The organism is Arthrobacter sp. 2RAF6, assembly GCF_052115205.1.
Classification (GTDB): Bacteria; Actinomycetota; Actinomycetes; order Actinomycetales; family Micrococcaceae; genus Arthrobacter.
The window spans coordinates 159,351-173,515 of the sequence record NZ_JBFRGF010000003.1; the positions used below are offsets into that span (position 1 = coordinate 159,351).

A 14,165-nucleotide genomic window follows, 5' to 3' on the forward strand; every position below is an offset into this window, starting at 1 on the left:
GCAAGGAGAGCCATGACCACTTCCGGTGTCGTTCCGCAGGCGCGGTTCAGCGCACAGGCCCGGCTCAGGGCCCTCCAGTCGGACATTATGGAATTGATCCTCGAACGCGAGCTCGAGGCGGGAGATCCGTTGCCCACGGAGAATGAACTCTCCGTGGCATTGGGGGTAGGGCGCAACACCCTTCGCGAATCCCTGAAAGTGCTGCAGGCCTTGGGCGTCATCGAGATCCGCCATGGCTTTGGCATGTTCGTCGCCCCCAGCAACTTCGAGGCGCTCGCTGACGGCCTGACGTTCCGGGGCCGCTTGTCGCTGCGCCACCAGGGGCTCGAGGCGCTGCAACTCGTTGACGTGCGCCAGGCCCTCGAGTCGGGGCTGATCGGCTCTTCCATGGACGTGATGACCGCCGAACAGCTCGCCTTGATCGAAGAAGCCGTTAAGCAGATGGAGGAGCTCGCACACGCCGGCGAGAACTTCGTAGCCGCAGACGCCGAGTTCCACCGCCGGCTGTTCGAGCCGCTGAACAACGAGCTCCTCATCAACCTCATGGGCGTTTTCTGGAAGGTCTACCGGAAGATCCACGTGGAGATCGGCTCCGACAACGAAGATCTTGTAGCCACCGCGGCCATGCACCGAAGCATCTACACCGCCGTCGCAACCGGGGACAAGACCGCGGCTGCCGAACTGCTCAACCGTCACTTTGACGGAATCCGCCGCCGCATCAGCGAGGCAGTCGCAGTCTAAGGCCAAGCATCCAAACGCAAGGGCCGCCGTCGTACTTTTCACGAAGTACGACGGCGGTCCTTGGCTTTTGGGCGGCCGTTCCGCCGAAGGCCTTCGCCTTCCTGACCTTCTTTGGTTTGGGAAAGCGTTTGCGACACGGCGAGTCCCGTCGTTTGGTGGCTCTGGTGCGGCAAAGAGGGTCAGGAGGGCGCGCGCAACCGCCGGAGACGAGGGTGTCGGTGAGCAGCGCTCGGGGCCACAGGGCAAACCCGGGCCCGGAATTTAACGAAAAAGACCCGCACCGGGACCGGTGCGGGTCTTCATTTGTGCGCCCAGAGGGATTCGAACCCCCGGCCTTCTGTTCCGTAGACAGACGCTCTATCCAGCTGAGCTATGGGCGCATCTTGGTGATTCTCGGGAGTTTCAAACTCGTTCCCCCCTCGAACCTCAATAAACTTTACGCGAGATCCCTGTTGGTGCCAAATCGAGGCGGTGTAATGTGCCTAACTAGACCGGTCTATGTGACCTTGGTCACTAAATTTGGCGGATCCGCGACGTAGATCCTTGATTTTTAGGGGTTTTGCTCCGAAATGGTCAAGAGATCCCATGTCCGAACCCAGATTGGTCTACTCCGCGCCCCCTAGCATTTAGGACACACCACTGAACCCGAGGAAGGGAACCACGATGGGCGATCTGGCGCGACTGCCGCTGCTTGAGAAGGCACCTACTACGCATGCACGCCTGTTGGCCTGGGTGGAGGAAGTAGCCGAGCTGACACAGCCGGACCGCATCCACTGGGTTGACGGCAGCGAAGCTGAAAACAAGAAGCTGACCGACGAACTCGTCGCGGCCGGCACCCTGAAGAGGCTGAACCAAGAGCTCTTCCCCAATTCATTCGCCGCATTCTCCGATCCCGCGGACGTAGCCCGTGTGGAAGAGCAGACTTTCATCTGCTCCGAGAAGGAACACGACGCCGGCTTCACCAACAACTGGATGGCTCCGGCTGAGATGAAGCAGAAGCTGCGCGGGCTGTTCGCCGGCTCCATGCGCGGCCGTACCATGTACGTCATTCCGTTCGTCATGGGACACCTGGATGCCGAAGATCCGAAGTTTGGCGTCGAGATCACCGACTCCGCCTACGTTGTTGCCTCGATGCGCATCATGGCGCGCATCGGCACCGACGTCCTTGAGCGCATCACGCAGACCGACGCTTTCTTCGTCCCCGCGTTGCACTCCCTGGGCGCTCCGTTGGAAGCCGGCCAGGCAGACGTCGTATGGCCCTGCAACCCGGACAAGTGGATCGTGCACTTCCCGGAAGAGCGCTCCATTTGGTCCTTCGGCTCGGGTTACGGCGGGAACGCCCTCCTCGGCAAGAAGTGCTACGCCCTGCGGATCGCGTCAGTCATGGCCCGCGACGAAGGCTGGCTGGCCGAGCACATGCTCATCCTGAAGCTGACTTCGCCTGAGCAGAAGACCTACTACATCTCTGCTGCGTTCCCCTCCGCTTGCGGCAAGACCAACCTCGCGCTGCTCGACCCCACCATCAAGGGCTGGAAGGTCGAGACCCTCGGCGACGACATCACCTGGATGCGCTTCGGCAAGGAGGGCGAGCTCCGTGCCGTCAACCCTGAGGCCGGCCTGTTCGGCGTCGCTCCCGGCACCGGTTGGGGCACCAACCCCAACGCCATGCGCGCCATTGCCAAGGGCAACAGCATCTTCACCAACGTCGCCATAACCGACGACGGCGGCGTCTGGTGGGAGGGCATGACGCAGGAAACTCCGGCGCACCTGACCGACTGGCAGGGCAACTCCTGGACCCCCGACTCCGACAAGCCGGCGGCACACCCGAACTCCCGCTTCTGCACCCCGATCGACCAGATCGACATGCTCGCCGAGGAGTACTTCAGCCCCGACGGCGTGGAGCTCTCCGCGATCCTCTTCGGGGGCCGCCGCAAGACCACCATCCCGCTGGTCACCGAGGCCCGCGACTGGTCCAACGGCATCTTCATGGGTTCCACGTTGTCCTCCGAGACCACGGCCGCTGCGGCCGGTGCCGTTGGCGTCGTGCGCCGCGACCCCATGGCCATGCTGCCGTTCATCGGCTACGACGCAGGCGACTACCTGAACCACTGGGTCAACCTGTCCGCCAAGGCGAACCCGGACCGGCTGCCCAAGATCTTCCTGGTCAATTGGTTCCGCCGCACCGCCGAGGGTGGCTTCGCCTGGCCCGGTTTCGGCGACAACGCCCGCGTCCTCAAGTGGGCCATCGAGCGCCTCGAAGGCAAGGCCGACGCCGTCGAGACTCCCATCGGCTTCGTGCCGACTGGCGAGTCCATCGATCTCGAAGGCCTGGACATGACCCCGGCCGAGGTGGAAGCCGCAGTGCGCGTTGACGCTTCCGAGTGGAAGACCGAACTGGCATCGATCGAGGAATGGTACGCAAAGTTCGGCGGTTCCCTGCCGGCCGCGCTGATCTCCGAGCTCGAAGGCCTGAAGGCCCGCCTGGCCTAGACCACCGGCACGTCCGACGGCGGTTCCGCACTGAGGTGCGGGACCGTCGTTCGTCGTTCCCATGCGTTGCGGAGCGGCGGTTGCGGGACATTGTGCCGCGATGGGCGCGCGAGTAGCTTTTAGAGAACCAGCAGTTCTCTCATTCCGGGGGTCCGGGCCGTGGACGATGCCCAGCAGCACACAAAAGAGTCCACTCTGGCGTCAGGACCGCATGAGGGGCCCAAGATAACCAGACAGGCCACCGCGCCCTTGGCCGATTTCGGCGCAGGTGACATCGCCGTCGCCGGTGGAAAGGGTGCCGCTCTCGGGGAGTTGCTGCGTCAAGGTTTCCCGGTGCCGCCGGGTTTTATCATCACCACGGGCGCGTACTTGTCCTTCCTGGCGGAAACGAACGTGGGTGCCGCCCTGGACGGTTTTCTGTCCGTCGGGCCCGATGAAGCGTCCGACGGCGGTGCGCCCGACGGCGGCGACGGCACCGGTGGTGCTGCCCTCCGGGCACTCTTCGCCGCGGCGGAAATGCCTGGCCGGCTGCGGCAGGTGATCCTCGATGCCTATGCGCGGCTGGGCGGCGGGGCGGTCGCGGTCCGGTCCAGCGCTACGGCGGAGGATCTTCCGGGGGCGGCGTTTGCCGGTCAGCAGGACACCTATCTCAACGTGCTAGGCGGGGACGATGTAGTCCAGGCGGTCGCCAACTGCTGGGCATCGTTGTGGACGGACCGGGCGATTGCCTACCGCCGACGGCAGGGGATCGATCCGCACGAGGTGGCGATCGCCGTCGTCGTGCAAAAAATGGTGCCGGCCGCCATGGCGGGCGTCCTGTTCACTGCCAACCCGGTCACGGGCGAGCGCGGCGAGATGGTGGTGGACGCGAACCCTGGGCTGGGGGAGGCCGTCGTCTCCGGGCGGGCGACGCCGGAGCATTATGTCCTGGACGCCTCGGGAAAAGTGCTGAGTTTCACGCCCGGTGGCCGCGAGGTGGTGATCAGCGCGGCTGAGGGCGGTGGCACGCAAGAAAACTCCGGTACGCAAAGCGCGAAGCCCGGGCTCGCCGCGGAGGTATTGGCGGAATTGGCCATGCTGGGAAAGAAGGCCCAACAGCATTTCGGCCGACCGCAGGACATCGAGTGGGCGGTGGCCGGAGGAACGCCGTACGTACTGCAGTCGCGGCCGATGACCGCACTACCGCCCCAACCTCCCATCCTCAACGCGGTCCAACGGCGCGTGGGACCGTTCTTCATCGAGATGTTCCAGGAGCGGCCCTATCCCTTGGATGTATCCGGATGGATGAGTCGGGGAATCCTTGCCATGCTTCACGGCATGGCCGGGAGCGTGGGCGTGGTCTTCCCTGCGGTGGAGGAGTTGCTGCCGGAGGAAGACGGGGTGGTGGTTCAGCTCATCCCGCCCGTGCCGCGCCCGACCATCCGAACGCTTGGCGCGCCGGCGTCCTTGCTGCGCCGGGCGAGGCGGTTCAAAGCCGGCGCCTGGACCCGGGATCCTCGTTTCTCGGCGTTCATCGACAACATTGAACGACTGAATGGCCAGGACCTCGGCCCCCTGCGGTGGCGTGCGGTCGTTGCATTTGCGGGGGAATGCTTCGCCGCGATGCAGGGCATTACAGACCTTCGCGTCTCGTACTTGCCCGGCATCCTGGTGCCGGTGCTGAAGATGCGTTTCATGCTCTTGTTCCTGGGCAAGACAAAGCTTGCGCCTGCGCTGATCGCGGGGGCGGAAACCCGGACGAGCCAGGCGAACCGGGCTCTTGAACGGCTCGCTTCCATCGCGGCGGGAGATCCTGGGCTGTCCCGCGCGCTACTTGGTCCAGGACCCCGTGAGCTCCTGGACTTGGTGGAAAAGGAACCCGAACATCGTGCATTCCGCGAGGCTTTCGAGGCGTTCCAGCTCGAGTACGGCCACCGCGAAACCACGAGCGTTGTCCTGAGTAGTTCGCCCACGTGGTCCGATGCCCCCGAGGTGGTTCTTGGTCTCGTGAAGGCCTTGTCCGGAGATCGGCCCCAAACAGTTGACCAGGCCGGGAATGCGCTTGCGGAATTGAAACGCCATCCGGCTCTCCGCTTCGAACCGCTGCGGCGGAGGGTGCTCGCCGCCGTCGAGTCCGCCCAGGCCGGAATGGCGTTCCGCGAGGACAGCCACTTCTATGCCACCAAAGCCATCCCGCCGATCCGCCGGGCTTACCGGGAGCTCGGCCGCCGGCTGGCGCTGGCCGGCGTGATCGATGAGCCCGACGAAATCCATCACCTGCGGTTCGAGGAACTGGAGTCCATCACAGACAACGACGACGGCGCGCTGCCGGCTTCACTCCGTGACCGTTTCCGGCCGCTGGTGCTGGCTCGCGCGGCAAAGCGGCGCGAGCTCGACGGCATACCGCTGCTCGATCCGGCTTTGCTCTTTGCTCGGGGCCGCCAGGGCCGCCAAGTGGAAGGGGTCCTCGTCTCCGGTACTGCAGCGAGCCGCGGCCAAGCGAGCGGTCCGGTCCGGGTGATCCGCGGACCGGCCGAGTTCGGACGGCTGCGCAGCGGAGAGGTCCTCGTCTGCCCTTACACCAATCCCGCCTGGACGCCGCTGTTCCAACGGGCCGCCGCTGTTGTGGCGGACGCCGGCGGGCTCGGTTCGCATGCGGCGATCGTCGCGAGGGAATATGGAATTCCTGCCGTTATGGGCACCGGCTCGGGCACGAGCACCTTGGCCGACGGACAGCAGGTACTCGTGGACGGAACCCGGGGGCTGGTCCTGCCGGTCGCTTCGGCGGAGAGACCTTGAGATGCCGGGGCAGCAGGACCACCGGAAGCTGCCGCGCCGCCGCGGGGCTGCCCTGAACAGTGCAATCTTCGAGGCAGTCCGGGCAGAGATTGCCGAATCGGGCTACGCCGCGTTGACCATGGACAGCGTGGCTGAGCATGCCAGGGCGAGTAAGGCTTCGCTCTACCGGCGGTGGCCCGGACGCGCGGCCTTGGTGCTCGAGGCAGCCTACGACGCCATGCCCGCCCCGGCGTCCGCCCCGGACACCGGCAGCCTGCGTGAAGACGCCCTGGCGATCCTTCGGCTCGTGGCCCAACGACTCGAAGGGGTAGTGGGGCAAGCCATGCGGGGGCTATTGGGGGAGGCGCTGCAGAATCCGGCGGTGGCGGCCGAGGTCCAGGAGTACGCCCGCGGCAACGTAGCAAAGATCATGCGGGCGATCATTGAGCAGGCCGCGGCGCGCGGCGAATGCGACCCCAGTGTGGCTACGGAGACGAGGATCGAGGCCGGCCCCGCCTTGCTGCGGCAGCGGTTCATCTTCTCTGGAGTGCCGATCGATGACGATTTCCTGGTGCACGTGGTGGACGAGGTGATGCTGCCGCTGCTGGGTGTCAGTCCGCCGGGGGCGCCGGCGGACCGACCCAACTGACTCGCATTCGTTGTCGTTTTGGGGTCTCTAAACGACAACTAATGCTAGTCAGTTGGCGAGCCAGATATCCGGTCCGAAGACTTCGTAATGAATTCTCGTGGCGGGGATTCCGGCGTTGATTGCTTCGTTGCGGATGTGCTTCATGAACGGCAGCGGTCCGCACAGGTACAGCGAGGCGTCGGCTGGAAGGTCCACTTCGCGCAGTGACATGAAGCCCGCTTTGGACCCGGCCCGCGGTTCCTCCAGCCAGAGCTGGAGTTCTGCACCGTCCAAGCGATCGACGTCGTCCGTCATCTGGCCGCGCAACGCCCAGCTGTCCAGATTGCTCTCCGCGTGCAGGACCAGCACCTGGCGGTCGGAGCCGGAATCGGCGAGTGAGCGCAGGATGGAAGCCGTGGGCGTGCAGCCGATGCCGGCCGAGGCGAGGACCACGGGACCGCTGCCCTCCTTGAGCGTGATCTCACCGTAGGGGTTGGAGATCTCCAGGACATCACCCACCTCAACGGTGTTGTGCAGCACCGGCGAGACCTCGCCGCCGTCGTCGATCTTGGTCGTGAAGCTGCGGCTGGTGCCGGCGTCGCCTGAAAGTGAGTACTGACGGACCTGGCGCAAGCCGTCCGAGAGTGTGACCTTGACGCTGATGTACTGGCCCGGCAGTGCTGCGGTGATCGGGGTGTCGTCGGCCGGCTCGAGGGTGAAGGTCATGGAGCCGGTGCCTGCGGGAGTCTTGGACACGACCCTCCAGGGGCTCCACATCTTTCCGTTGGCCTGCGCTGCGTAGAGTCCCTTTTCGAGCTTGATCAGCGCGTCCGCCATGAGCCAATAGACCTCTGTCCAGGCTTCGGCGATTTCAGGGGTGATGACTTCGGCCAGGTCCTCTGCGATGGCGGCGAAGAGGTGCTCGTAGACCACTTGGTACTGCGGCTCGGTGATTCCCAGGGAAGCGTGGCGGTGTGCAATGCGGGACAGAACTGTTTCCGGCAGGGTTCCGGGGTTGCTCACCAGATGGCTTGCAAAGGCGGCGATGCTTCCCGCGAGGGCCTGCTGTTGGTTGCCGGAGCGCTGGTTCGAACGGCTGAACAGCCCATCGAGCAGTTCTGGGTGCGCAGCGAAGAGACGGGAGTAGAACTTGGGGGTGATGTCGCCGATCCGGGCGCCGACGAGCGGCAACGTGGCTTCGATGACGGGGAAGGACTTGTCCGAGAGCATAGGAACTCCTGTCGTAATGGCCCGCGGGGTGCATACGGACCGGGATCAATACTCGTATTTAAAATGCAAGTATCTATAGATAACTTCTACACGCCGTAGAAGGATTTGGCTAATCGACAGCCCGGAAATGACAGAGCCCCGGGCTACAAGCCGTGCTTACAACCCGGGGCGTAACCCGATCGCCTGGAATGCCGGCGCCATTTGCCGCAGGCGCGGAAGGGAGGAGACGACGACGTCGTCCAGCTCCCGGTAGAAGGCTTCCCTCGCGCGCGCCAAGGCGTGACGCAAGCCGCATTCCGTGATCAGGGGGCAGTCACCATGGGCGGATTGGCACTCGGCGGGGTCGAGCCTGGTATTCAGTTCCCGCAGGATCTGGCCAACGGTGGCTCGCTGTCCGGCGGCGCTGAGCCGGGATCCGCCCTTGCGGCCGCGCTCGACGTCTATGAGGCCCAGCTCCCGGAGCCGAACAATGGCCTTGCTGACGTGGTGGTAAGGAGTCCCCACGGCGTCCGCGATGTTCTGGGTCGTCAGGAGTTCACCTGCGGGCGCGGACGAGAGAACCAGGAGCGCACGCAGGCTCACATCCGCGAAGGCATTGATCTTCATGCCCTCAAGCTTACGGAGTAAGGTCTAGTCCACCCATACGAGGGGTTGATTGGTGTCGGCTTCTGCGTTGTCAAAGGTGAAGCCCTCGGCGTTCTGGACATAAGGGACAACGGCTGCGAGGAGACCGCCGCTGCGATGCTCAGCCGCGGCGTGGATCCCGTCCGAGCCGTGTTCCGGAAGGATGACATCGCTCGCAATCGCCACCGCACGGTATTCGTCACGGCCTTGGCGCAGCAATTCGAGGATGTCTGCCAGCATCGACTCTGTGTCGACGTTTCCCTCGTCGTCCGGCTCTTCAGGCGTTACGAAGACGATCCGAAGTTCGTTGTCTTCGGCGAGCGTGACTGCGAAGGGCAGGAAGCCACCGTTTTGTTCCAGGTGTTCCTGCGCTGTTGCCAAGGCGGCCCCAAGCGTTTCACGCACTTCGCGGAGTTCGTGTTCCTCTGTGCTTTCGAGACCGTTGATCTGGGGATTCATGCTGATGCTCGCCTTCGGGGCTGCAGGCTAGGACCGGACCAGTGCGAGGACGCGGTCCCGCACCTTTTCCATCGTGGCAACATCCTTCGCCTCGGCGTTCAGCCGCAGGAAAGGCTCTGTGTTGGACGGACGCAGATTGAACCACCAGCTGCCGTCCTTCGCGGTGAAGGTGCTGCCATCCATGGTGTCCACGTCGACGTCTTCGCCATCAAATTCGGCGCGGACCCGCTCAACGGCTCCTGCCTTGTCTTCGATTTCGGAATTGATTTCACCGGAAGAGACATAAGGCTCGTACTGGCGGCCAAGGTCGGACAGCGGGCCATCCTGCTCGCCCAATGCCGCCAAGACGTGCATGGCCGCGAGCATGCCGGTGTCCGCGTTCCAAAAATCGCGGAAGTAGAAGTGCGCCGAGTGTTCGCCGCCGAAGACGGCTCCTTCTTCGGCCATGACAGCCTTGATGAACGAGTGCCCCACACGTGTGCGCACAGCCCTGCCACCATCCGCCGCCACGAGCTCCGGGACTGCCCGCGAGGTCAGCAGGTTGTGGATGATCACGGGGGTCTTTTCACCCGCGGCCTGTGCGCGGGCGATTTCCCGGCGCGCAACCATCCCGGTGATGGCAGACGGCGACACGGGTTCGCCCTTCTCGTCAATCACGAAGCAACGGTCGGCGTCGCCGTCGAACGCGAGGCCGATATCCGCACCGTGCTCGATGACTGCGGCTTGCAGATCGCGCAGGTTTTCGGGCTCAAGCGGATTGGCGGGGTGGTTCGGGAAAGAGCCGTCCAGCTCAAAGTACAGGGGGACGATCTCGAACGGCAGGGCAGGAAGCAACTGGTCACCAAGCACTGCGGGAGTGGTCAGCCCGGCCATGCCGTTTCCGGCGTCGACGACGATCTTCAGCGGACGGGAGCCGTTGAGGTCAACCAGGCTGCGCAAGTACTCCGAGTAGTCCTTCAGGACATCGCGGACGCTGACCTTGCCTTCCGCATCTGCAGCCGGGATGCTTCCGTTGTTGAGGTACTTCTCCGCCAGCGCCTGGATTTCCTTGAGGCCTGTTTCGGAGGAGATCGGCTGGGCGCCGGCCTTGGACATCTTGATGCCGTTGTACTCGGCGGGGTTGTGGCTTGCGGTGAACGTGGCGCCGGCCGCATTGAGGGCACCGCAAGCGTAATAGAGCTCGTCGGTGGAGATGAGGTCCAGGAGCTGGACATTGGCGCCGCGGCGGGCAGCGCCGTCGGCGAATGCCTTGATGAATTCGGGGGATGACGGGCGCATGTCGCCGCCAACCAGCACAGTCTCGCCAGCGAGGCCGAGGGTGTCGACGAAGGCCGCGCCGACGGATTCCACGATGTGGGCTGTGATGGATTCGCCGACGATTCCCCGGACGTCATAGGCCTTGAAGGAAGCCGAGAGGTCAAATGTCTTGTTCTGCTCGCTAGTCACGCGCTCAATCTTACTGTGGAGCGAGGTGGTCACTGCGCCGGGAGGTCATCTATGTGGAAAACGCTTGTCCACATAGATGACCTCCCGGGTTCTGGCTGTCTGCGGGTGCTGGAATACTGAAGCCATGCCCAACAACCCGGATGCTGCCCTACTCGCAGCAGAACAGTCCACCACCCGGATCCAGGCCCTTGAAGTCTTGAAGGAGCTTGTGGGAAATGCGGACGCCCGATTCCACGACGGCCAGTATGAGGCGATAGAGGCCCTCGTCGACGCCGGACGGCGCGCTTTGGTGGTGCAGCGGACGGGCTGGGGCAAGTCGGCTGTGTACTTCGTCTCGTCGTTGTTGTTGAGGCGCCGCGGCGCAGGGCCCACCCTCATCGTTTCCCCGCTGCTCGCACTCATGCGGGACCAAGTGGCAGCAGCCGCACGTGCCGGGGTGCGGGCCGTGGCGATCAACTCCGCCAACCAGCTTGAGTGGGACAACGTCCGCGAGCAACTCGCCGCGGACGAGGTGGACGTTCTCCTGGTTTCGCCGGAGCGGCTCACCAATCCTTCGTTCCGGGAAAACCAGCTTCCCGAGCTCATCCGCCGTACCGGTCTCCTGGTGATTGACGAGGCACACTGCATTTCGGACTGGGGGCACGATTTCCGTCCCGACTATCGGCGCATCTCCGATCTCATCGAGCAACTGCCCGGCAGTGTTCCCGTACTTGCCACCACGGCGACGGCCAACTCCCGGGTGGTCCATGACATCGAAGAACAGCTCGGCGCCGGAGTGCTGACCATCCGTGGGGAGCTTGGCCGGGAGTCCTTGCGGCTGGGTGTCTTGAAGCTCGCCGACTCGCGGGATCGCCTTGGCTGGTTGCTGACCCATCTGGCAGACATGCCAGGCAGCGGAATCATCTACACCCTGACCGTTTCGGCCGCCGAAGACACCGCCCGGCTGCTCTCCGAGGCAGGCCACAACGTCTTGTCCTACACCGGGAGGACGGACCCCGCGGATCGTGAACGGGCCGAGCAACTCCTCAAGGACAACGAAGTGAAGGCGCTAGTGGCCACTTCGGCGCTCGGCATGGGCTTCGATAAGCCGGATCTCGGGTTCGTCATCCACCTTGGTGCCCCGTCATCGCCGGTGGCTTACTACCAGCAAGTTGGCCGTGCCGGCCGCGGCGCCGCAAATGCCGATGTGCTCCTCCTGCCTGGATCCGAGGACCGCGAGATCTGGCAGTACTTTGCGACGGCTTCAATGCCCTCGGAGGAAAAGGCCGCAGCCGTACTCAACGTCTTGGCCGAATCCGGCTCTGCCTTGTCCACGGTGGCCCTCGAAGCACGGGTGGACCTGCGCCGGACGCCTTTGGAACTCCTGCTGAAGGTCCTGGCCGTGGATGGAGCGGTGGAGCGCGTGGGCGGTGGGTGGAGGTCCACGGGACGGCCGTGGATCTACGACGCCGAACGCTACGCCCGCATCGCCGAGGCCCGGGTGGACGAGCAGGATTCCATGGTGATTTACCAGGACACCGCTGGATGCCGCATGGAATACATCACCGCGGTCCTCGACGACGAATCCGCACGTGCATGCGGCCGTTGCGACAATTGCGCCGGCAAGTGGTTCCCGGCGGACGTGGCAGCAGCAGCCGCCGACGCCGCCGGGCAGACCCTTCGGCGCGCGGGTCTTGCGCTAGAACCACGGCTTCAATGGCCCAGTGGCATGGACCGGCTGGGCGTGACGGTGAAAGGCAAGATCAAGCCCGAGGAGTTGCTGGCCGAAGGACGCGTCCTGGCCCGACTGACCGACCTCGGCTGGGGTGGTGCCCTCCGTGAGCTCTTTGCTGCCGGGGCGGCAGACCGCGAGGTTGAACCTGCCATGCTGCAGGCCTGCGTACAGGTGTTGCGGGAATGGTCTGCCGGAGACGGCCGATCCACCGGATGGAGCGGCCAAGGGCGTCCGGCAGCCGTCGTGAGCATCCCCTCCAGGAACAAGCCGGCGCTGGTCGAATCCTTGGCCCGCGGCATAGCCGGCATCGGCCGGATGCCGTATTTGGGTTCCCTTCAACTCCAGCATGGCGGACCCGCGGGCGGGCGCGGTGGCAACAGCGCCTATCGGCTGGCCGGTGTCTGGGAGCGCCTCGTGGTGGGTCCCGAACTTGGACAGAACCTTGCGTCGCTAGGCGGTCAAGGCATCCTCCTGGTCGATGACCTGACGGACAGCCGCTGGACGATGACCGTTGCCGGCCGCGCCCTCAGGCAAGCCGGGGCAGGATCGGTGTTGCCTCTCGTCCTCGGTCAAGCAGCGTGACCGGCGCAGTCCCGGACGTCCAGTCCGAAGCCAAGTGGCAGCCACGGCTCGCGTTGCTGGTTGCCGCCACCTTTTTCATGGAGTTCCTTGACGGAACAGTCCTTACTACTGCCATGCCGAGCATCGCCGCCGACTTCAAAGTGGTCTCGGCCGATGTCAACATCACCATGACTGCCTACCTGGTGACTGTGGCCATGGGAATTCCGCTCAGCAGCTGGCTCGCGGAACGCTTTGGTGCACGTCGGATCTTCTGCCTGGCGATCGCCGTGTTCACCGTGGCGTCGCTGTTGTGCGCAGCCAGCCAGGACCTCACCCTGCTGACGTTGAGCCGGGTGGCGCAGGGTGCCGGCGGGGCCATGATGGTGCCGGTCGGGACTCTCGTAGTGCTGCGGGGCACACCCAAGTCGGAGCTTCTCCGAGCCACGGCATTCCTTGTCTGGCCCGGGTTGCTGGCCCCCGTTTTGGCACCGCTTGTGGGCGGAGCTTTCACTACCTATCTTTCCTGGCACTGGATCTTCCTGATCAACGTACCGCTGGGGCTTGCTGCGTTCATCGCAGCCCTGAGGCTGGTTCCGCGTACCGGAGGCGATGCTGCCCGGCGGCTCGACTGGCTGGGGCTCATGCTTACCACCTTCGGCGTCGGATCGCTTGTGGTGGGCCTTGAAGGTGTTGGTGGCCATGGCGCGGGCGCGGTCCCCGCCGCCGTGCTGTTGGCCGGAGCACTGGCTTTGGCCGGAGCGGCCTGGTGGATGCTCAAGGCCAAGGCTCCGCTCTTCGATCTCCGGGTTTTCGCCACGCGCACGTTCCGGGCCACCTCCACCGGAGGGTTCGTCTACCGCCTGACCATCAGCTCGGTGCCCTTCCTGCTGCCGCTGTTGTTCCAGGACGGCTTTGGCTGGGATCCACTAAAATCAGGTGCCATGGTGGCCGCGGTGTTCATCGGCAACATCGGCATCAAGCCCGCCACGACGCCCATCATTCGGCGGTTCGGCTTCAAACCCGTGTTGGTCTTCGCCTCCTTCGCCTCGGCCGTCACCTTTGCCGCTTGTGCGGCGCTCAATGCAGGGACCCCGGAGCCGTTGATTTTTGCCTTGCTGCTGGCCAGCGGGGCCTTCCGTTCGATCGGATTCTCGGCGTACGCCTCCGTGCAGTATGCGGATATCGTCCCCGGGGAGCTTCCCTCGGCCAACGCCGTGTCAGCGACATTGGTGCAACTGGCCGCGGGTGGCGGTATTGCCGTGGGTGCCCTCTTCCTGCGTCTCTTCGACCATGCGTCGCTCTTTGGCGACGGCCCTTCCTCGGCGTACCGTGGCGCCTTCCTCGCCATGGCTGCCGTCATGCTCTTGAGCACAGTGGACAGCCTCACGCTGCACCGGTACGCCGGAGCTGAAGTCAGTCGCAGTGTTGTGGGCAAACCCGAGAAGCGGCGGGGCTAGGGGTGTTTGGATACGCCTGTCGCCGGAACCCCTACCGCGGAGATTCCGGCGACTTTTG

10 protein-coding genes and 1 tRNA gene are annotated in these 14,165 nt (G+C 64.6%); 6 read left to right on the plus strand and 5 right to left on the minus strand.

The window, feature by feature from the left end; genetic code table 11:
* Positions 1 to 12: 12 nt before the first annotated feature.
* On the plus strand, positions 13 to 741 hold the full coding sequence (locus AB4Z38_RS03430; RefSeq protein ID WP_441428409.1) for a FadR/GntR family transcriptional regulator: 729 nt from the start codon (positions 13 to 15) through the stop codon (positions 739 to 741).
* Between the two features lie 306 nt (positions 742 to 1,047).
* On the opposite strand, the gene AB4Z38_RS03435 is transcribed toward AB4Z38_RS03430, so the two are convergent.
* A tRNA-Arg gene (locus AB4Z38_RS03435) sits at positions 1,048 to 1,121 on the minus strand.
* A gap of 283 nt (positions 1,122 to 1,404) precedes the next feature.
* Between AB4Z38_RS03435 and AB4Z38_RS03440 the strand changes: the two genes are divergently transcribed.
* From AB4Z38_RS03440 to AB4Z38_RS03450, 3 genes are all read left to right on the plus strand, one after another.
* A complete protein-coding gene (locus tag AB4Z38_RS03440) occupies positions 1,405 to 3,231 on the plus strand; it encodes a phosphoenolpyruvate carboxykinase (GTP) (RefSeq protein WP_441428410.1) in 1,827 nt (608 codons plus the stop codon).
* Between the two features lie 159 nt (positions 3,232 to 3,390).
* Complete coding sequence (locus AB4Z38_RS03445; RefSeq protein ID WP_441428411.1) at positions 3,391 to 6,009, plus strand: PEP/pyruvate-binding domain-containing protein; 2,619 nt, start codon at positions 3,391 to 3,393, stop codon at positions 6,007 to 6,009.
* A 1-nt stretch (position 6,010) separates the two neighbouring features.
* On the plus strand, positions 6,011 to 6,637 hold the full coding sequence (locus AB4Z38_RS03450; protein ID WP_441428412.1) for a TetR/AcrR family transcriptional regulator: 627 nt from the start codon (positions 6,011 to 6,013) through the stop codon (positions 6,635 to 6,637).
* A gap of 48 nt (positions 6,638 to 6,685) precedes the next feature.
* Here AB4Z38_RS03450 and AB4Z38_RS03455 read toward each other — a convergent pair whose 3' ends face one another.
* The 4 genes from AB4Z38_RS03455 to AB4Z38_RS03470 form a co-directional block, all read right to left on the minus strand.
* Entirely contained in the window at positions 6,686 to 7,846 is a 1,161-nt protein-coding gene (locus tag AB4Z38_RS03455; protein WP_441428413.1) for a globin domain-containing protein, read from the minus strand.
* A 156-nt stretch (positions 7,847 to 8,002) separates the two neighbouring features.
* Positions 8,003 to 8,452: an RrF2 family transcriptional regulator gene (locus AB4Z38_RS03460; protein ID WP_441428414.1), complete on the minus strand. Its 450-nt coding sequence runs from the start codon at positions 8,450 to 8,452 to the stop codon at positions 8,003 to 8,005.
* 24 nt (positions 8,453 to 8,476) lie between these two features.
* Positions 8,477 to 8,929, minus strand: coding sequence for a hypothetical protein (locus AB4Z38_RS03465; RefSeq protein ID WP_441428415.1), 453 nt, complete (start codon positions 8,927 to 8,929; stop codon positions 8,477 to 8,479).
* Between the two features lie 27 nt (positions 8,930 to 8,956).
* A complete protein-coding gene (locus AB4Z38_RS03470; protein WP_441428416.1) occupies positions 8,957 to 10,375 on the minus strand; it encodes a phosphomannomutase/phosphoglucomutase in 1,419 nt (472 codons plus the stop codon).
* 124 nt (positions 10,376 to 10,499) lie between these two features.
* On the opposite strand from AB4Z38_RS03470, the gene AB4Z38_RS03475 reads away from it, so the two are divergent.
* Together AB4Z38_RS03475 and AB4Z38_RS03480 are read left to right on the plus strand one after the other, a co-directional pair.
* On the plus strand, positions 10,500 to 12,671 hold the full coding sequence (locus AB4Z38_RS03475) for a RecQ family ATP-dependent DNA helicase (RefSeq protein ID WP_441428417.1): 2,172 nt from the start codon (positions 10,500 to 10,502) through the stop codon (positions 12,669 to 12,671).
* Positions 12,668 to 14,107: an MFS transporter gene (locus AB4Z38_RS03480; protein WP_441428418.1), complete on the plus strand. Its 1,440-nt coding sequence runs from the start codon at positions 12,668 to 12,670 to the stop codon at positions 14,105 to 14,107. The genes AB4Z38_RS03475 and AB4Z38_RS03480 overlap by 4 nt, the downstream gene beginning before the upstream one ends.
* Positions 14,108 to 14,165 lie beyond the last annotated feature (58 nt).